The following is a 19,463-nucleotide window of genomic DNA, read 5'->3' as shown; positions in this document are numbered from 1 at the left end:
GTCGGCTACGCGTGCGCGATGTCGCACACTATGCCGGGCTGGTCACAGGTGGTGGCCAGGTGGGGTCGGCGCAGCAGATCGGTCATGCGCACCTTGGTGAGCATGCGTCCGGCGCCGCGTGGGTCATTGCCGAACTGGGCGAGGTATCCGGTGATGGTCTGGATCTGTTGGCGGGTCAGGGCGAAGTGCCTTGTCTGGGGTGCGTCGAGCCGATAAGTGTTCAGCTGGTTCGGCGTGGCGGTGGCGATGAGGGCGTCGAGGTCGAAGTGGGCTGGTTGTTCGCGGCTGGTCGCGGCGCGTGGGGTGAAGACCTCGATCATCCGAAGTCGGTGGTATTCGGTTGCCTCGGTGGCGAATTCGGTCACGAGTGGTTCGCAGGATGCTTCGGCGACGGTGGTTGTCCAGGCGTTGCGGGCGAGGCGGCAGGTGTCATCGAGGGTTTCGGTGAGTGCGCGAGCGCGGTAGGTGTAGAGCAGATTCGCGCCGTCGGTGCCGGAAAGGTAGTTGTCGATGGTGCTGGTGGCGTTGTCCTGTAAGGCGGTTCGGTCGGGCCACAGCTGCCGGTCGGTATCGGCGAGAAACGCCGCGGCCAAGGCGGTGAACGAATCGGGTTCGTCGATACGCGCAAGCAGGCTGGCGTGCATGGTGGTGAGCCAGTCGAAGACCGGGACTTGGGCGGCGCGTAGCCCTTGCACGAGCGCGGCGAAGGCGCCGTCGTTGATGAACGTCGCGACGAGCAGATTCATCAAGCGGCACTCCCGATAATCGCCGTACGGCAGGTCCGGGCCGCCAACACACACTTCATCTACCTCGACCGCCCGGATGGTGTCACCGAGCACGGTGTACTGGCCGATGCAGCGAGGCATCACTCTCCACTGCGTAACCATCTGATGCTGCGCGCGAGAGGTTTCACTGCACAGGTCCGATCCTGGCAGCAGCGAGAGCTGAAACATATTCAGGCGCACGAAGCCTGCGTCGAGGAGCGTCCGCAGCGTGCGGAAGTGCCGGTCCTTGCTGTCACCGGGCAGACCAAGGATTACTTCGCTATAGGCTCCGCCGGCCTGAGTCGCCGCGGTCAAAGCGATGTCCATGATCGCGTCGGCGTTGATGTTGGTGCGCTTGACGTTGGCGAGCACATCGGGGTCGAGCGATTGGACAGCTCCGGAGAGGACCATCGCCCCGTTGACCAGGCTTACCGCCTCCAGCACTCGGTCGCGTCGGTTTTTGCCGGTTGTCACGCTGACGTACTTGGGCCACCCGTACTGCTCTTGGCATTCGGCAATGGCCCGGCAGGTGTCGAGATCATCGGGGTACATGCCGAAGTTGGAATCGGTGATCAGCAACTCGTTGCGCCCGCGCCCATCGGCCAGCAGTGGCACCATCCTCTGCGCGATGTACCGCAGTTCGGCGGTGATGCGTTCAGCTGCCTTCTTTGCGACCTTCTGGTGGTATCGGCTGCCCTCGACGCAGAACGTGCAAGTGAAGGGACAACCACGGTTGGTTTGCACCGTCGGTACGAGCTGGCCATCGAAGAACCCATCCATCAAACCGGCTAGATATGGCGACGGGACCTCGCTGAGATCCAACAGCCGCGGCCCTGGTGGAGGCAGGTGCGCATGGCCCTCGCCGTCTATGGAATGCACTCCGGCCAGATGCCCGTGTAGGTCCTCACGTCGGTGCTCGGCGAGTGCCAAGAGCAGTGCTGCGAACGCGGCTTCACCTTCTCGGTCGACGTAGAAGTCGACCGCAGGTCCGAGCCGGTGCCGCAGGAAGCGTTCCTGCTCCTGGGGCATGGTCGGGTAGTGCGGTCCACCGAAGACGACTACGGTCTCGGGAGCCCGTCTCTTGATCTGTGCGGCGAAGGCCAGTGAAAGATTCGAGTTCCATACGTAGTTACTGAAACCGATCACATCCGGCGGCCCATCAGCGCGTAACGCGGCGGCGAGCCGTTCAGGGTATTTGAACACCCGAACCGGTTCGGTGAGTTGCATGCGTGTTGCTGCGTGGGTTGCTAGGCCGCCGACGGCTTGAGGGATCGTTTCGGCCGACACACCGAGTTGGGTATAGGTCAGATCGACCAGCCACACTCGCAGATCGACCGTCGGCAGCTCAGTTTGCCGGACGGTCAACGGAATCATCACCGCACTCACGACAGGCCACCGGCCAGACTTTCAGGGTGGGTGCTGACAAACACCTGTCGAAGTTGCCGACGCTGATGTTCGCGCAGTGCTTCCTGACCGGGCCCGAGCGATTCGCGGCCGTGGCAGCACAGATGCTGATTGATCAGCAGCAGATCACCGCGCTCGAGCCGGAATCGCCGCTGGGTGGCGATAAGCTCCTGCTCCAGTCGGCGAGCAGCCTGGGTCGCCGGGTCGTCAGGATCTCGGTCGCCGAGCATCTTCGCGGTAAAGCGTACGAACCCGCGATCGGCAGGCAGTTCGTCCAGGATCGGAAACGGGTTGTACTCGGCCCCCACACCCGAAACGTCGAAGAAGGCCCCGTCGCGGAACACGGGTTGGGCCAGAGCCTGGCAGGTCGTCGCATCGAGTCGAGCGACTGCCCGCCGAATCTGGGACACCAAGCTGAACCCTTCACCGAGCGGATCGGGCCAGACACAGAGCAGCCCACTGATGTCGGGCGGACGAGTCGTATTGACCAAGTCGAGGTGCAACGGGTTGTAGCCGACGCCGAAAGCTCGTATCGGCTCAACATCCAAACGGCTGGTGATCGGCTTCCACAACGCCCACTTGTCGAAGACCCGCAAAGGAACGCCTAAGGCCGCGAGCACAACCGTGAGCAACTCACACGCAGCCTCGTCATCACCAACGCTGTCAAGCGCCCCACGACAGCCCAGCACCAGGTATCCGTCACTGTCGGCTCCGAGTAGGTGACGGTGTACGGTTGAGAGGACTTCGCCCATGCGCGGTAGCCCATGTGCGACAACGGAATACCGCTCGTGGACATCTGGGGACAGCAGGCCCTCCACAAGCGTGATCGGCGGTAACCCTGCCCAGACATCGAGCAGCCCGGCGACAAGGTCGGCGCCGAGGTCGATACGGTTTTCGATGTACAGGTCGGTGGATGGATGCGATGGCATTCAAGGTCCCCTTTCCAACACTTTGATCAGACCGTCGGCCGAGGCCGATCGAGGCCCAACTTTTCTGAGCGCAGCTGGCTACCACATACGCGGCGCGTGAGTTGAGGTGTGGTCGTCGTTATCGCTGCCGCGCTGTTCCCTGACGCCGGTCTCGGCGGGCTTCGAATCCGTTGTGTTCCAAGTCAGTTCGCTCCGTGCGCCATGCCTCAGCACGGCATTCCGCTCTTAGGAGGACAGCTCACGCTGTCACTACAACACCGTGCATGGAGGCTCGACTTCTTTTGCAGTGCAGCATTTTTCAGCCCGATGCTGCTGAATGATGCAATCTCGTTCAAGCTCTGCCCCCGGCTATCTACGACGTTGATTCACCATCGCATCTTGCGGTGCGGGCACACACCTGGAAGACAGTCCGAATATCACCCGATTCGTGGGCTGGCGTGAACTGCGATGCTGTCCTTACTGTCTCGCATTGCCCATTGCGATGGGTAGTCTGAGCGCGCCCTCGTTGTCTCCGGCCATGAAAGGCCCTGCACCGTGGAACCCTCCGCACCGCCGCCGAACGTGAACCCCGCACGGTCGAAGCAACAGCTGAGCCCTCAGGCACGCGGTCGGACGATGGCTGCGGTTGGTCGCAAGCTCTGGAGCGAGCTCGGCTCGGTGGCTTCGGCGGCGGCGGAGCTGATGGCTCAACACCCGGATGTGCCGAGCCTGCAAGCACATCGTTACGCCGCTGGCCTGTCTCAAGACAGCGCTGCCGTGCGCTACAACGAGGTCACCGGGTACCAGACCAGCCTTGGTGGAACCACCATCAACGCGTGGGAAAGCTGGGCACGCGGACGTGGGCAAGGATCCCCGCCATCATTGGCAAGTCTGCTGATCCTGTGCACCGCGTACGGCCGTGGGCCACTCGGCGTCTCCGAGGAGCCGATCTCACCGGCGGCTCTGATCGCTGAAGCCTACGAACGCCTCCCGATTGAAGACCAACTCTCCCTCAAACAGTTCGCGTCCAGCCCATCCTCGAATCGAACTGCCGCGCTGGCACAGCCAACCGCGCTCACTCGGTCAGCCGAGCACATCGCGATCGACTCGGCCGGCCAAGTGGGCGGTGAGTTCACCCTCATTGCGCCGACGGTCGAGTACGGCAACTCCGAAATCTGCGTGTACACCCTGCCCAACCCGCGCCCTGGGAAGCTGCTGGACCTGACGTGGCAAACCTTCGGCCTCGGAATCCAACGACTGGCCTCACAGATCAAGAACGTCGGGAAACGCCTCGATGTCGATATCTGCTTCGGAATCAATGAGGCCGGGCTCGTCATGGCCACCTTCCTCGCCTCGGCCCGATTCTCCCGTTGCCCCATTGGGTATCTGCGATGCAACAAGATCCGTGACGGGATCGACCTCGACGAAGCCTCCTATTTCCCAACCGCCAGAGCTGAACCCACCATCGTCATCTGCGACTTCGAGGTCAAACATGCTGACGTCATCGGCTACATCGCTCGCCGAATACGGGACCGTTATCCCGGCGCCGAACTCTACTTCGCAGTCTTCGGCGCCATGACCAAGGACCGCGACCTCGCGGTCGCCAGCTTCGACGACCTCACCGGAGCGACAATCATGCACGCCGCCGACTTCGAAGCCATCTTCATCGCTGCCACCATGAGCCCACCCGGCATCGAACCCCCACTCGAGTTGCGCTAACCCCGAAAGGCCACACCAGTGACCAACCCCAGCGCCATCCCCGAACTCGCCCGACACCTCGCCACCATCGTGCGCCAAGCCATGGACGAAATCCGGCCTCGCCTGATCCAAGCTGCACTCACCGGCGACCGCGGCGAGAGCGAAAACCTCCGTCACCGCGACAATTTCCTCTCCGACTATGACCTGTGGATGCACCAACGCTACAAACAGCTTCTCCGCCCGCATCTTCCGTCGTTCGTCTACGCCTCGGAAGAAGCCGACCCCGAAGTCATCGGTGATGAGCCCGACCCAGAGCTGTGCGTGCTCGTCGACCCCCTCGACACCAGCGAACTCGCCGTGCGCGGGCTCTACGGTTACACCCACGTCCTGGTGTACTCACGCCGACAAGCCCGACCCATCGCCGCAGCCGTCGGCGACATCTTCCACCACTTCCAGCTCTACCTCGCCGCCCAGGACCACACCGGTACCGATCGCGCATTCCTGATCACCAGGGACGGCCACGAGCACCTCCTTGATCGCCCATCTCAAGCACGTCTGTCCGAGGCACTTGTCACCAACTACTTGATGCGTCCCGAACAACGCTTCAAACCCCTAACAAACCAGCAACCCTTCCTTGCGGCACTGGCGACCGAATCCGCAGACGGCAGAGCTCGCGGACGTATCGGTGTCGACTTCGGATCAGTCGGCCTGTGCCACGTCGCTGCCGGGTTCACCGACGCGATGATCGAATTTGCCAAAGGCTTCGCGATTTGGGACCTCTCACCCGGCCACTTCATCCTGCACGCCGCTGGAGGCATCGTCACCGACCTACAAGGCACGCCCCTGACGCTGAATTACGACCTCACCTCGATGACCAACATCAGGGAAGCGATGGGCCATCGACGCCGATTCATCGCCGCAGGAAACACCCACCTGGCCAAGGAAATCCAGCGATCATTGCGTCACTAAGACGAGTTCCTACAGGCTATGACGCCGTCTGCCGACAACCGCGCGCCCAGCACGCTTCGTGGCCGCTTCACTGTCGCCGGGGATGGTGAAGCGGCCGGATGCCGCCTTCGATCGCATGCTTACGCAACCAGTAGCTCACAGCGGCCCGCCGCAGCTGCATCCGCAGATCGTCGGGATCCACTCCCATCGCACGCAGGGCATTGCGCTCGTCGTAGTCCATGCAATTTTGACTTGAACGCCCCGAAATGGGTTCCCTGCGACATCTGACTGACCTCTGCTTGACCTCAGCAGGCCGCGCGTTATCCGTACGGCATGTAGGGTCCCAGAATTGGCCAGTTGGCCGCTGGCGTGAGATTCCGCAGGTAACAGCCCTGCGTGGTGTCGTTTGCCACCGCCGAGAGACCGCCACGTTGCCAGTCGTGGGACAACCGGCAGCTGCGCAGAAGTGGAACGGGTTACCGCGCTCCTGGTTGGCGGATGTCGCGCTGCCGAACGACCGATATGCGGCATGAGAGCGCACTCGTTCCGAGCGAAGTCAGCATGGATAGGTTTGGTGCAGAACGTCTTGCGCTGATGAGCGGACTTTGGTTGGGCCCGTACGATATCCCGAATGCCAGGCTCTTCAGTGGGTTGCAGGTATCACCTCTTCGGTGACCGGACAGATGAAACGCCCCTCGGTGGAGCCTTCCCGGCTCGCGAGCACGGTCTCCAAGAGCACGTCGACGCATAGTGCTCGCTCATTCCGGGAAGGCCGACTGAGTCACGGCCATCGGCCGCGTCGTGCATTGTTGTACTTCGCTACATGATCCTCCCCGCCCACTCCATTACAATTGTGGAATCTCCACCGGTTCAGGAGCGTTGAAAGCCGCTCGCGCTGATTCCACAGCCCTCTCCTCGGTAGACGCTGCTTTATTGGCAAGCCCCACATCGGTAGGGTCTTTCGCGGCTTTGAAAGCAGCAGTGTCGGCCTCGCGCGCCGCGTCGTTGTACTCGGCGGCGTGGGCGGCGGCGGCATTATCCGCGTTGCCGTGGGCGATTGCATTGTCGTCGGCGGCATACGCGGCGGTATGGGCGGCGTCGCGGGCGGCGTCGGTGGCTTCGACGGCGTTGTCGGCGTTGTCGGCACGGGCGGCGTCGGCGGTGGCTTTGGTGACGTGGGTGGTGTCGCGGGCGGCACTGGCGCGGGTCCGGGCAGCAGCGCTGTAGGCGCGCTGACACGCTTGGACGATGAACGGTTTCTCCTTCCCCGCCTTGGCTTTCGCGCCAGTACAGTGCGTCCCCCACGGTGGCACCGCGGACGAGGATGCCGCAGTATCAATCCCGACACACAGCACCGCCACGGCCAGCGCCACCACCGAGCCGACCACCCGTACGCGAGCATCCATTCCAGCCTCCTGCGAAGACGACGAAGACGAAACCGATGGCAGCCGATCCACACCGAAAACAGAACCGGTCCGAGAGCCTATTCGAAGCCAGATCCGACAAGGATGGGACGTGCCCGGCACGTCAGCCACGAGCAACGACAGCCACCACCCAGATCGGATGGCTCTTGTCGCGCGGCGGGCGCGGCACGGCCGACCGAGCCACACGGCCCACGTATTCGGCATGCGCGGACGTTCTGCGCCGTAGTCGATCCCACCGCGCTGAACCCGCAAGCAATATAGGACGTTCGCAAGACCACCCACGGCCGACCTCTCGCTCAAGGTCGACCGCGTCGCCGTGGCATCACCCCCGCCCCGCTGCGGGCCACAATCCCATGCGATTGTGGGCCAGGCGCGACAACAAGTCGAGCACGTATGAGGTCGCGGGCTCGAATGAGGTCGCGAGCTCGAACGCCCTGGCCGCCGCAGCGGGCCCGGCCACCCGCATCGGCCGGGCCGCATGGCGATTAACTTTCAGCCCGGCGCCGCACCGACTGAGCCCTATTACTGTGCACGAAGGTCGGAGTACGACGTGTTCTTGTTTTTCCAGCTTTCGCCATATTCGTAATGATGCCTGAGTATATCGGGCCTCGTGGTATCACGTGGACACACGGGCTCGAACGCTTGGGGGAACATGCCACGAACTCCTTCTATTAAAAGCTGGGATTTAGGTTTGTTGAGTTGAAGCTTAAAAGTGCCCCCAGTAATATTTCTCGACGTCACATCCACCTTGTTTGGCGGGTACAATACGTACGCGATAACGTAGTCGTCGGTATTATGCAATTTCCCCTTCCATGTACCGTAGTAGTCTTCGATATGGGTTCCACATCCATTAGCAGTGTCGGCAGTCGAAGGCACGGCTACGAGACAGCCCGTCGCCGCCATTGACGCTACCAAGGCGAGTCGCTTCATCCATCGTTTCATCGTGAGCCCTTCTTTATTGATACTTGTCAGGACGCATTACTGGTCGGATCAGAAACGGTGAAGAGTTCGAACCGGCCGCTTGTGTGACATAAACATTCGTGGCCGAGAACGGCGTGGACTGCAGCGGATTCATAGTCGGATCAGGTGTCCGGTCCGCAGACGAACGTCGTGATCTGAAGCCTCGACCGGGTCGCAGCATTCATCTGTGCTCCTGTGCTCCTCATGTTGGATAAAGGTGACCGTGTCGGTTTCGCATCTGTATTCGTTCCAGTTGCAAGCTTGGATGGGATCGGGCCTGCCACAGTAATATCAGCTGCCGCTGATCAGCGAGGGGCCACCAGAACAGTCCTCACATATCGGATGCATTCCGATCCAGCATCCACGGGAGGGTCGCGGCAGAAGAGGACGTTCAGACATCCGTCTTATCTGGCCCGGCATGTCGGAGACTTCGCGTGAAAGGTTTGACGGAGCTTGATCGACACCGGCCCCGCTCGGTCATCTTGCCGATTCGGCCCGGCGGGACCGGTGTCCAACAAGCGATCGTCTTTACGGCGCCTGTCAGGCCCCGCTACATGCGTCGAGGCACTCCTCCTCAGTGTCGAACCTGTTTTGATTGCCTCCGATGCCGCCGTACACAAATGTCTCGCACGATCGAGTCTTCGAGTCGTAGTAGTACATCTCGAAATATGCCTTGCCCGTGCCGGTCTTGGGCGGCAGCTTGCAAGCCGCCTTACTCGGCGCGCGTGCTGGGATCTTCACGGCGGGAACTTGGCTTACCGCCGAGGCGGGACCCGCTAGCACCGTGCCCGCCATGCTCACCGCTACAGCGATGCCGACCAAGACAGGGACCTTTCGCATACCCAACCTCCGTAATCAGCCGATTCGGACAGATACCGCGTCACGGTACGAGCAATATTCGTTTCAGCTGGTAGCAGCGGATGGGTCCGCGCGTCCGACGTGCAGGGTTGAGCGCTAGCCGCCATCGCTTCAACCACGCAGCTGGCATATGTGGAGTGGGCGGTAATCGGCATTACCGCGCGTTCGGCTGGCGTCGCCATGATCGGTTCGAATAGCGGATCTGGCACGCGTTCTCCCAAGTGATCACCTACTGTCGAGGGTCCCGCGACTGGCAACGCGGTGGTCCCACGGCGGTGGCAAACCACGTGCGTGATGACCCGATCATCGTGTGCAGCATGAGGATTGGCCATAGTTCTGAGACAAGCTGCAATGGCCACCGTGTGAGACTAGCGAGAATTTGCAGTTCAGCCGCTTGGCAGTGGCCTCGACTTCCGGGACCCTACACGGCACTCCCTTACCACACGGGCTACCAGTGCCGTCACGTGTTTGCGACACGGAGAGTCGGCGGAACCTGTTGTTCGGGGAAGTGGCTGTTGATGTAGTCGATGGCGTGCTCTCGAGAGGCGTCGTAGTTGAGCGCGTCCTTGAAGAAGCGGAGTTGCTCTTCGCGCTCATCGATGAGATCGGCCCACGTCTTCACCCAAATGCGTGCAGGTGGGTCCAGGTGGGTCCAGTCGGCCAGTAGGCCTTTCGGATTGTCCTTGATGTCTTTCTGAGTGACCCGGCCAATAGTTGTCGACACGAGCAAGAAGTCCCAGTGCGACTTGCGTCCCTGGAACTGCGGATCGTTGGTCACGACGTCGGCATAGGACTTGATCTGATTGACTTCCTTGGCTGAGATCGGCACATTTGGGCGCTTGAGTTCCACGACCAGATAGTCGGCACGGTTGACCGCAGGGCGTGTCTGCCCGAGCACCAAATCAACGATCCCAACCGATCCGTCTTCGCGGCGCACCGGCTGTAGCGGTGGGTCCTCAGGGTCGCGGATCACGGACAGGTGTCGTTCAAGGACTGCATCGAGGCTCTTGTCGCTCGCCATGAGATCGTATTCTTCGCCGAATACCCAGGTATTTCGCTCCAAGAGCTTGTGAAGCTGGCTGCGTTCCATTGCTGTCCTGCGCCCGTCGGGGTCGAACACGATCTCTTTGAGAGCTTTGAGGAAGTCGAGGCGGTTTACGAGTTTGGTGTTGGCCGCGATCAGTTCGGTGATCTGTGTGCGGTCCAGCAGGCTCGCGAGTTGCTTGACCTCCTGCTTGGGCAGGTGCATAACCTCTTCGAGCACGCGCATCGTCTCGCTCGGCTGGCTCGACATCGTGGCCTTGAGCAGTGCTAGGGTGCTCCGCCGCGCCATCGCTTGTCTGGGCAACTTGCGTGCGATGGTGGTCGCGACAAAGTCGAAGGTCTCCCGCTCAATACGCTCGAGCTCGTCCTTCGGCTCGTCGGTGTACGGGTAGTCGCCATCGGTCTTCCACGTCTCGATTTGTTCAGCGCGGCGTTCTCGGTCGCGACCGGTGTAGTACTTCTTGATTTCGGTCCGTGCCCGTGTCAGCACATCGCTGATTTCGCCGTCGAGTTCGCCTGCGGCGAGCTCCTCCTCTGGCTGATCGTTGAAGTGGTCCCACACGACGAAAGCCGTGTAGTCGAGCCCTGGTGTCTGAATCTCCGGGCGATAGGTTGCTCGGATGATCCCGTCGGTGTCGCAGAGATGGATGACTCGATCGGCAGGCTCGCGCCATTCGATGATCCGCAGCACGGGTGAACGTCCCGCGTCGTCCGTGAAGTCGGCCAGTGCCGTCTCGAACCGAGTTCGTTCAGCGGCCTTCGGGTCGAGCTTGGCGCCATCGAAGATGATCGCGACGTCTGGATGCTCGGTGAGGAACACCGAGAAGGTCGCCGTCAGTCGCCCGCGAACTCCGTCCGCACACAGCCGGGTGATGAACTTGGGCGGGTCGAGCGCCTCGAAAACTGTTCCCGTCGTATCGCCTTCGATGGTCGGCTGCGGGTCGGCGGAGAAGTTCGTCGGGTCCGAAGCATTACCAGCGATAACCGTGCGCTTGAGATCCCCGGGTGTGTTTATCGCTGTCGTGGTCCATTTGATGCTCTCGCCGAGTGCGAACCCTCGGATGCGACCTTGTCCATCACGTCCGTTCAAGCGTCGTTTGGTGTTCGGTGAGAGTTTGGCGGTCTTCTTCCACGACCCTCCAAGCCGACCGAAGTGCGTACCTATCAGTTCCGGAGGAACACCGTGGCCATCGTCCTCGACTACGACCCTGGCGATCCCTTCGAGGCCGTCTGGTTCCACCCCGACGGTGACCGTTGTTGCCTCTGCGTCGAGCCCGTTCCACACGAGCTCGATGACTGCGCGGACCGGGTCATCGCGGTGGGCGATGCGCAGTACGTAGTCTGCTTGCGCGTCGATGTGGAAGCGATTCGTCACAGATGCAGTATCTATGAGGGAACCAACCCATGTACTGGGTTGTGACTCGTGTTTGGCAGGCCGGTCTGCGGGATTCGGATCCCCGTCAGCTGGAGCGTCCGGCGGGCTACCTCGTCCGATGCGGGTTCGACCTTGCCACCGATCAGCGCTGTCACGTCCGCCCCTCATCTTTCATCGCGTTGCAGCGCTATCAACAACCCGGTAGCGCCGCCGATCGATCGCAAATTCGGCGGAAATCCGCAGTTCACCGCGCGCGCGGTTTGTTGTGGATGCTGTACGTGCCGCCCTGGGGGCACCAGGCGACTCCGCCGCAGGTGCAGCTCGGCGCAGGATTTGTGATGAGCTCGCCGGGCGATCAGGGCCGCAGGCCGGGTGTTGCCCAGGGGAGAGCCGAGGACGACACGCCGGTCTGCGGCGAAGGACATCAGGGCAGTACGGCGCAGGCGGGGCCGAGGTTGACGCCGGTTCCGACGTTCATCGGATTGCGGAGGGTGTAGACGTCGGCGTCGTCCTCGTTCAAGAGCTCGAGGACGACGATCTTGTGCGGGCCCTTCCGGTCGGGGGTCCACGTGGTGCGCGCCGTTCCGGACGCATCCGCTACCACCGAATTCGGCTGGAATTGCTTGTGGTCCGCGGTCTTCGGGTCGTCACCGATCTGGTCGAGCACGATCAACTCCCGGCCGGGTTCGGTGAGCACGGTGATCGGGTAGGAGCAGCCGGTGCCGCGGGCGTCTGCCGAGCTACCGAAGCTCTGGCCCTGCTCGACCCGGATGCTCGTTACTGCTGCCCCCGCCTGCGGCGCGGCGAACGCGATCGCCGCGGCCAGCGCACTGAGCGTCGCCACTGTAGCGGCGGCCGCCCTGTTGGATTTAAGCACGTTGAATTACTCTCTCTAGCAATGGATTCCCCCGTTTGGAGTCGAAGCGAACTATACAGGCCAATCGGCTGACTCGGAGGCTCCCGCTATGCCCGCAAAAGGGGTGGGATCGGTTGCCGCAGAGGGGCCGAAGAAGCGATGGTCGCCGTTCAGATGGGTCGCCGCGCTTGTCGTCATCGGCCTGTACCTTGCCGCCGTGACCAGGTTGGCGGTCAGCAAGGACTGGAACGACCTGACGGCGACTCATCTGTTAGGCCTGACCGGTGTCGTGGTCGGCCTGCTGGTCTTGCTTTCGCTGGTGCTGGAACCCGTCTCGGTAGCCGGCCCGCGGAAACGATGGACAACGCGCAGAACGGTTGTCGCGCTCGTCGTGGCCGCCGTGATCGTGGCAGGCCTCACCACCTCGATCATCCGCACGGGCGCGGCTTTCGGCGACCCGATGGGCCAGCTGTTCCTGCAAACGGCCGCCCTTGGCGCCATGCTGTTCCTCATTGTGGATAAGCCTGCTCGAGATCGACCGTAGCCCTCTGGCCACCTCATCCGAACGCCTGAACCCGCAGGCATTTGCGGACGCCCGCGCGGGCGGGACCCGGTGGCGCCGGCGGCCGAAAAACCTGCCTGTTCCAAGCCCGGTGTCGCTGCGCTGGTTGCCCTTTCGTCGCAAAGCGAATAGCTCTGCATGCGGCAGTCGGCAACGCAACGCGGCGCGCATCGATTCATTGAGGCCGCGAGCTCGAGCTGTGTGCTCTAATTGCACCGCATTCGTCTGGGATCGACCTGCTCTCGCGGTATTGATCGGCCTGGCATTTTTGGGCGCAACGTATTTGCGCTCGCCACGCAACCTGGCAACTGGGGAATTCCCCAGTTGAATCCGGCCGACGGGGGGCGTCGTCCGGTCGGTTGCGCGACGCTGAGATCTGTTGGGGGTCGGGGGATTTCGAGGCAGGGGTGAGTAGTACGGTACTCGGATGGGGTTGGCCTCTGGTACAAAACCGGCGCAATGGTGGCCTGTTTGTGGTGTTCACCCGGCGACCGCTCGATCTATGTGCACAGTTTGTTAAGTAAACGAGTGCGAGGGTTGACGTCGGAGGGTACGGGCCGTACGTTTCGCCCATTGTTGTTGGGGTGATCAAAGGGGAAGTCGTGGCGACCCTGCTCACGGATGAGCTTTCACCGGATACGGTGCCCGCCGTCAAGGGGGATCCGGTCGGGCGCTCGCCCGGTCAGCTTGCCTGGCTTCGGTTCAAGCGGGACAAGACCGGCGTGGTGGCGGGCATCGTCGTGTTGTTCTTCTTCGTCGTCGGCCTCGGCGCGCCGCTGATCTCCCTGGTCTACGGCAAGGACCCGTACACCCCGTACGCCACGACCGCCAATGGACTGCTCACCGACACCGGCTTCCCGATCAAGCCCAACGGCGGCATCGACAGCCAGTTCTGGTTCGGCATCGAACCGCATACCGGCCGCGACGTCCTCATCGTGCTGGTCTACGGAATCCGTATGTCCCTGCTGATTTCGCTGGCCGTGGTGCTGCTGACGACGGTCATCGGCACCATGCTCGGCGTCATCGCCGGATACGTGGGCGGCCGGACCGATTACGTCATCGGCCGGATCACCGACATCCTGCTGTCCATCCCGTCCACCCTGTTCATCCTCGCCTTCATGCCCGTCGCCTGGGCTAGTTATCAGGCGACCGGACAAGAGGTTCCGCCCTGGGTGCGGGCGGCCAGCCTCATCGGACTGCTGACCTTGTTCGGCTGGACCCGCAACGCTCGGCTGCTGCGCGGCCAGGTGTTCTCCTTGCGGGAGCGCGAATTCATCGAGGCGGCCAAGGTGACCGGGGCCGGCCCCCGCCGAATCATCGTCCGGGAACTGCTACCGAATCTGTGGACCCCGATCCTGGTGCTGGCGACGCTGGACCTGCCCGCGTACGTCACGGCGGAGGCGGCGCTGTCCTTCCTCGGCGTCGGCATCAAGGATCCGACGCCCGACTGGGGTGTGATGGTGCAGAACGGATCCGGCCTGATCTCCTCCGACATCACGTACCTGGTCTTCCCCGGTATCGGGATGATGCTTTTCGTGCTCGCGTTCAACTTGCTCGGCGACTCGGTGCGCGACGCCCTCGACCCGAAGGGAAGCCGATAACCGTTGGGTCGCCGGGCTTTCCGGCGGTAAGAGGAGGCAGGAACTGGAATGAAAAGTACGCATCTCGCGCAGGCCGCCGCGGTGGCCGTGTCGCTAGCACTGGTGACGGCAGGCTGTTCGGCCGGCGGCACCAATGTCGGCAGTGGCGACCAGCCCAAGGCCGTACAGAGCAAACTCACCCTCGACCCGACCGGTAAGCAGTCGAGTGGTCCGGCCGCCGAGGTGTCCGGCGCTCAACAGGGCGGCACACTCGACCTGATGTGGCGGGCCGACCACCCGCACTATGACCCGGCCAAGGTCTACACCGCCCCGGACGACGGAACGTTCCGGCTCATCAACCGCCGACTCACCGTGTTCAACCAGCACGACGACGGCTCGATGGCGTTGGTCGGCGACTTGGCCACCAATACCGGCGAGGCCTCCGACGGCGGTAAGACCTGGAAGTACACCCTGAAGGACGGCGTGAAGTACGCCGACGGCACGCCGATCAGGTCCCAGGACATCAAGTACGGCGTCGAGCGCACGTTCGATCCGACGTTCGCGACCGGGCCGAAGTGGGTTCAGCTGTGGCTGGCCGGGAAGGACGACTTCAGCTCGGTCTACCCGGGTCCGTTCGGTGGCCAGGAACTCGGCTCCGACAAGATCGAGACGCCGGACGACAAGACCATCATCTTCCACCTGGCCGAACCGGAGTCGGACTTCCCGTTCGCCGCCTCGATGACCGAGACCGTCCCGGTGCGCAAGGACAAGGACGCCAAGCCCGCCGACCTGGACGCCAACGGGCTCGGCGACATGGCCACCGGGCCGTACAAGATCGGCGCACACGAGGTGGACAAGACGCTGACCCTGGTGCGAAACCCGAACTGGGATCCGAAGACCGACCCGATCCGGCACCAGTATTTGGATCAGATCCACTTCCAGTTCGGCGTGATGGCCAAGCAGCAAACCGATCAGCTGAAGGCGGACACCGACCCGAGCGCGGCCTCCTACTACAGCGGTATCGACACCGATCAGGTACAGGCCATCATGCAGGATCCGAACCTGAAGCAGCGCACCGTCGATGCCGAAACCAACGCCGTGCAGGCTTTCGCGATCAACACCGCCCGCGTGACCGATGTGAACGTTCGCAAGGCCATCGCCACCGCGTTCCCGAAGCAGGACGTCGTCACCACGCAGGGCGGTCCCTTCTTCGGCAATATCGCCAACACGCTCAGCCCGCGTAGCTCGGTGGGCTACGCGGCGCAGCCCAACCCGTACGGCGTCGGCGACAACGGCGACCCGCAGAAGGCGAAGCAAATCCTCACCGACGCAAACAAACTCGGCTACCCGGTCAACGTGGCCTGGGACTCCACCGCGACCGCCGACCGGTGGGGTACGCCGATCAAGCGCGCGCTGGAGGCCGCCGGCTTCAAGGTCAACCTGAACCCGGTGCCGGACAAGGGCTTCTACGACGCGGTCGGGCGCCTGGACAATCCGTTCGACCTGATCTGGAACTCGTGGGGCCCGGACTGGCCGACCAACCGGACCGTGTACAGCGCGGTGTACTACGGCGGGGCGGTCAAGGATGAGGGCAACAATTACGCCCAGCTCAAGGAGAAGGCGGTCGACGACGAACTCAACCGCATCCAGGCGATCCAGGACATCGACGCCCAGGGCAAGGAGTACATGCCGCTGGATCAGCTGATCCAGCGGGATTACGCGGCGGCAATCCCGTTGGTGTACTGGCGCAAACAGTTGATGTTCGGCTCGAAGGTCGGCGGGACCCGCATGGACCCGATCAGCTTGAGCCTCGACCTGACTACCGCCTTTATCAAGAAGTAGTGCAGGTCTGACGAAGTCTCGAGCCGGGTGACGGACAGGTTGCCCGTCACCCGGCTCCTCCTCCAGAGAGCGATCTCCGAATGCTGGCCTTCCTCACCCGCCGGATCCTCGGCGGCCTTGTGATCCTGCTGGTTGTTTGCGCGGTCACCTTCGTGATGTTCTACGTGGCCCCCGGCAACAATGTCGCCCGGCTGGCCTGCGGAAAGACCTGCTCGCCCGAGTTGATCGCCTCTGTCGCACACCAACTGGGCACGGACAAGCCGGTCTGGCAGCAGTTCCTCGACTACCTCGCCGGGATCTTCACCGGCCGTACCATCGCCGACACCTACTGCTCGGCCCCGTGCCTCGGTTACTCGTTCCACAACCATCGGCCGGTACTGGACACCATCTTGGACCGGATCCCGGTCACCTTCTCGCTGACCGTCGGTGCGGTGGTGATGTTCCTGGTCGTCGGCATCGGCCTCGGCCTGCTGGCCGCGTTGCGCAAGGGAAAGTTCGCCGACAAGGCCGCGATGGGTTTCGCGGTGCTGGGTGGCGCGCAGCAGATCTTCGTACTCGGCCCGTTTCTGCTCTTTCTCTTCGTGTACTCGACGCACCTCATGAAGGTGCCGAGTTATTCGTCGTTCTTTGATAATCCGATGAAATGGGCGACCGGATTGTTCCTGCCGTGGGTCTGCCTGGCCGTCATCACCGCTGCGGCCTACGCGCGGTTCACTCGTTCCTCCATGGTGGAGGTGCTGAACGAGGATTACATCCGCACCGTGCGCGCCAAGGGCATGGGCAACGCGAATGTCTATCTGAAGCATGCCTTTCGCGGCACCATGAGCCCGATCGCCACTCTCCTCGGACTGGACATCGCGGTGCTGCTCGGCGGGGCACTCGTCACCGAGACCGTGTTCAATCTGCCCGGGATCGGCCAGTTGGCGGTCAATTCCGTGCAGGACTCCGACCTGCCGGTGATGATGGCCGTGGTGCTGCTGGCCGCGGCCGCCGTGGTGGTGGCCAACATCGTGGTGGACGTCGTGTACGCGTTCATCGACCCGAGGGTGAGGCTGGGATGACCCGGGCGGAAACGATATTGGAGCGTGACATGTCCAGCCAAGGGACCATCCTCTCGGTCCGAGATCTGCTGGTGCACTTCCGCACCGAGGACGGCACCGTCAAGGCGGTGGACGGGCTGTCGTACGACCTCGTCCGCGGCAAGACGCTCGGCATCGTCGGCGAGTCCGGTTCGGGAAAAAGCGTTTCAGCCATGGCAATCCTTGGCCTGCACAATCGCGAGCATTCGACGATCGGCGGGCAGATCTTGTTCGAGGGAACGGATCTGGCCGGGGCGGACGAGCGAACCGCGCGGCAGTTCCGCGGCAAGCGGATCTCGATGATCTTCCAGGATCCGCTGACCGCATTGTCGCCGTACTACACGGTCGGCGATCAGATCATCGAGACATACCGCAGGCACACCGGCGCGACCAAGAAGCGGGCGCGGGCGCGGGCCATCGAGATGCTCACCAAAGTTGGCATACCGCAGCCGCAGCGGCGAGTGGACGAGTATCCGCACCAGTTCTCCGGTGGCATGCGACAGCGGGTGATGATCGCGATCGCGCTCTGCTGTGACCCGGACCTGCTGATCGCGGACGAGCCGACGACGGCACTGGACGTGACGGTGCAGGCGCAGATCCTGGACCTGCTGCGGGAGTTGCAGGGCGAGTTCAACACGGCGATCATCCTGATCACCCACGACATGGGCGTGGTCGCGCAGATGGCCGACGACGTACTGGTGATGTACGCGGGGCGGTGCGCGGAGCGGGGCACGGTGCGTGAGGTGTTGCAACGGCCGCGACATCCGTACAGCTGGGGCCTGCTGTCCTCGATTCCGCACCTCGGCGGGGATGTGGATATACCGCTGAAACCCGTGCGAGGTACGCCGCCGAGCCTGATCGACGTGCCGTCGGGATGTCCGTTCCATCCGCGGTGCGATTACGTGGACCGAGTGGCAGGCACGCGCTGCACGAGCGAGCGGCCGGAGCTCGGCACGGCCGCGGGGCGCGGAGCGGCCTGTCACCTGAGCACCGAGGAAGCCGACCGCATCTTCGTCGACGCGGTCCGGCCGACGCTCGGCATCGAGCAGGCATCATGACCGAACAGACTCTCACCGAACCGATTTCGCGCCCAGCCCACGGCGGACCCTTACTCACCGCGACCGGGCTGCAGATGCATTTCCCGATCCGCTCCGGGTTCCTGTTCAGACGGCAAACCGATGTGGTTCGCGCGGTGGACGGCATCGATTTGAGCGTGTCCGCCGGCGAGGCGTTCGGCCTGGTCGGCGAGTCCGGCTGCGGCAAGTCGACCACCGGGCGGATGCTGGCCCGGCTGTTGGAGCCGACGGCGGGCACGATCACCTACAACGGCCAGGACATCACTCATCGTTCGCGTCGCGAGCTGGCGCCCATCCGGTCCGAGATCCAGATGATCTTCCAGGACCCGTACTCCTCACTGAACCCGAGGCAGACGGTGGGCGCGATCATCGCCGGGCCGATGGAGATCAACGGCATCAACCCGCCCGGTGGCCGACGCAGCCGCGTGCGGGAACTGCTGGAGACGGTCGGCCTGAATCCCGAGCACTACAACCGCTTTCCGCACGAGTTCTCCGGCGGGCAGCGGCAACGCATCGGCATCGCCCGCGCGCTGGCACTGAACCCGAAACTGATCGTGGCCGACGAACCCGTCTCCGCCCTGGACGTATCCATCCAGGCACAGGTGGTGAACCTGCTGCAGGGGCTGCAACGCGACCTCGGCATCGCCTTCGTGTTCATCGCGCACGACCTGGCCGTGGTGCGACACTTCAGTGAGCGCATCGCGGTCATGTACCTGGGCAAGATCGTGGAGATCGCCGATCGCGCCGACCTCTACGACCGCCCACACCATCCCTACACCCAGGCGCTGCTGTCTTCGGTGCCGGAGGCCGATCCCGACAGTGCGAAACAACGTGAGCGGATCCGCCTCACCGGCGACGTCCCCTCACCCATCAACCCGCCCTCCGGCTGCCGCTTCCGCACCCGCTGCTGGAAGGCCGAGAACATCTGCGCCGAGCAGGAACCGCCGCTGATCCAATTGGGCTCATCCACCGAAGGACACCTGGCGGCCTGCCATTTCCCGGAACCGCGCCACGTGGTCGCCTGATCGGCCTTGCCCAGCCGTATTCCGGTCCCTCCCATCTGGAATGTTCTTGGCATCGAATAC

15 protein-coding genes are annotated in these 19,463 nt (G+C 63.1%); 8 read left to right on the top strand and 7 right to left on the bottom strand.

Annotation, left to right across the window (positions count from 1 at the left end; translation table 11 throughout):
* Positions 1 to 5: 5 nt before the first annotated feature.
* Entirely contained in the window at positions 6 to 2,150 is a 2,145-nt protein-coding gene (locus ABZ942_RS13245; protein ID WP_357381426.1) for a cobalamin-dependent protein, read from the bottom strand.
* A complete protein-coding gene (locus ABZ942_RS13240; RefSeq protein WP_357381424.1) occupies positions 2,147 to 2,986 on the bottom strand; it encodes a TauD/TfdA family dioxygenase in 840 nt (279 codons plus the stop codon). The genes ABZ942_RS13245 and ABZ942_RS13240 overlap by 4 nt, the downstream gene beginning before the upstream one ends.
* 726 nt (positions 2,987 to 3,712) lie before the next feature.
* Here ABZ942_RS13240 and ABZ942_RS13235 point away from each other — a divergent pair.
* Together ABZ942_RS13235 and ABZ942_RS13230 are read left to right on the top strand one after the other, a co-directional pair.
* Entirely contained in the window at positions 3,713 to 4,795 is a 1,083-nt protein-coding gene (locus ABZ942_RS13235) for a hypothetical protein (protein ID WP_357381422.1), read from the top strand.
* 18 nt (positions 4,796 to 4,813) lie between these two features.
* Entirely contained in the window at positions 4,814 to 5,743 is a 930-nt protein-coding gene (locus tag ABZ942_RS13230; protein ID WP_357381421.1) for an inositol monophosphatase family protein, read from the top strand.
* Positions 5,744 to 5,810: 67 nt separating this feature from the next.
* On the opposite strand, the gene ABZ942_RS13225 is transcribed toward ABZ942_RS13230, so the two are convergent.
* From ABZ942_RS13225 to ABZ942_RS13205, 5 genes are all read right to left on the bottom strand, one after another.
* Complete coding sequence (locus ABZ942_RS13225; RefSeq protein WP_357381419.1) at positions 5,811 to 5,963, bottom strand: hypothetical protein; 153 nt, start codon at positions 5,961 to 5,963, stop codon at positions 5,811 to 5,813.
* A gap of 604 nt (positions 5,964 to 6,567) precedes the next feature.
* Complete coding sequence (locus tag ABZ942_RS13220) at positions 6,568 to 7,128, bottom strand: hypothetical protein (RefSeq protein ID WP_357381417.1); 561 nt, start codon at positions 7,126 to 7,128, stop codon at positions 6,568 to 6,570.
* Positions 7,129 to 8,646: 1,518 nt separating this feature from the next.
* On the bottom strand, positions 8,647 to 8,946 hold the full coding sequence (locus ABZ942_RS13215) for a BPTI/Kunitz domain-containing protein (RefSeq protein WP_357381415.1): 300 nt from the start codon (positions 8,944 to 8,946) through the stop codon (positions 8,647 to 8,649).
* A gap of 478 nt (positions 8,947 to 9,424) precedes the next feature.
* Positions 9,425 to 11,383, bottom strand: a complete 1,959-nt coding sequence (locus ABZ942_RS13210) for an ATP-binding protein (RefSeq protein ID WP_357381413.1) — start codon at positions 11,381 to 11,383, stop codon at positions 9,425 to 9,427.
* A gap of 424 nt (positions 11,384 to 11,807) precedes the next feature.
* Positions 11,808 to 12,227 carry a hypothetical protein gene (locus ABZ942_RS13205; protein WP_357381412.1) on the bottom strand — a complete coding sequence of 140 codons (420 nt, stop codon included), beginning with the start codon at positions 12,225 to 12,227 and terminating at the stop codon, positions 11,808 to 11,810.
* Positions 12,228 to 12,348: 121 nt separating this feature from the next.
* Between ABZ942_RS13205 and ABZ942_RS13200 the strand changes: the two genes are divergently transcribed.
* The 6 genes from ABZ942_RS13200 (at position 12,349) to ABZ942_RS13175 (ending at position 19,403) form a co-directional block, all read left to right on the top strand.
* On the top strand, positions 12,349 to 12,783 hold the full coding sequence (locus ABZ942_RS13200) for a hypothetical protein (RefSeq protein ID WP_357381410.1): 435 nt from the start codon (positions 12,349 to 12,351) through the stop codon (positions 12,781 to 12,783).
* Between the two features lie 602 nt (positions 12,784 to 13,385).
* Complete coding sequence (locus ABZ942_RS13195; protein ID WP_357381408.1) at positions 13,386 to 14,402, top strand: ABC transporter permease; 1,017 nt, start codon at positions 13,386 to 13,388, stop codon at positions 14,400 to 14,402.
* Positions 14,403 to 14,450: 48 nt separating this feature from the next.
* Positions 14,451 to 16,223 carry an ABC transporter substrate-binding protein gene (locus ABZ942_RS13190; protein ID WP_357381406.1) on the top strand — a complete coding sequence of 591 codons (1,773 nt, stop codon included), beginning with the start codon at positions 14,451 to 14,453 and terminating at the stop codon, positions 16,221 to 16,223.
* Positions 16,224 to 16,303: 80 nt separating this feature from the next.
* Positions 16,304 to 17,284 (top strand): ABC transporter permease, encoded by a 981-nt coding sequence (locus tag ABZ942_RS13185; RefSeq protein WP_357381404.1) that lies wholly within the window; start codon positions 16,304 to 16,306, stop codon positions 17,282 to 17,284.
* A gap of 29 nt (positions 17,285 to 17,313) precedes the next feature.
* Positions 17,314 to 18,360 carry an ABC transporter ATP-binding protein gene (locus ABZ942_RS13180; protein WP_357381402.1) on the top strand — a complete coding sequence of 349 codons (1,047 nt, stop codon included), beginning with the start codon at positions 17,314 to 17,316 and terminating at the stop codon, positions 18,358 to 18,360.
* Positions 18,357 to 19,403 carry a dipeptide ABC transporter ATP-binding protein gene (locus ABZ942_RS13175; RefSeq protein ID WP_357381400.1) on the top strand — a complete coding sequence of 349 codons (1,047 nt, stop codon included), beginning with the start codon at positions 18,357 to 18,359 and terminating at the stop codon, positions 19,401 to 19,403. Before ABZ942_RS13180 ends, ABZ942_RS13175 begins: the two co-directional genes overlap by 4 nt.
* Positions 19,404 to 19,463: the final 60 nt, after the last annotated feature.

Origin of the sequence: Nocardia sp. NPDC046473, assembly GCF_040645995.1 — a bacterium.
GTDB lineage: Bacteria > Actinomycetota > Actinomycetes > Mycobacteriales > Mycobacteriaceae > Nocardia.
This window is presented reverse-complemented; position numbering and strand designations above follow the sequence as displayed.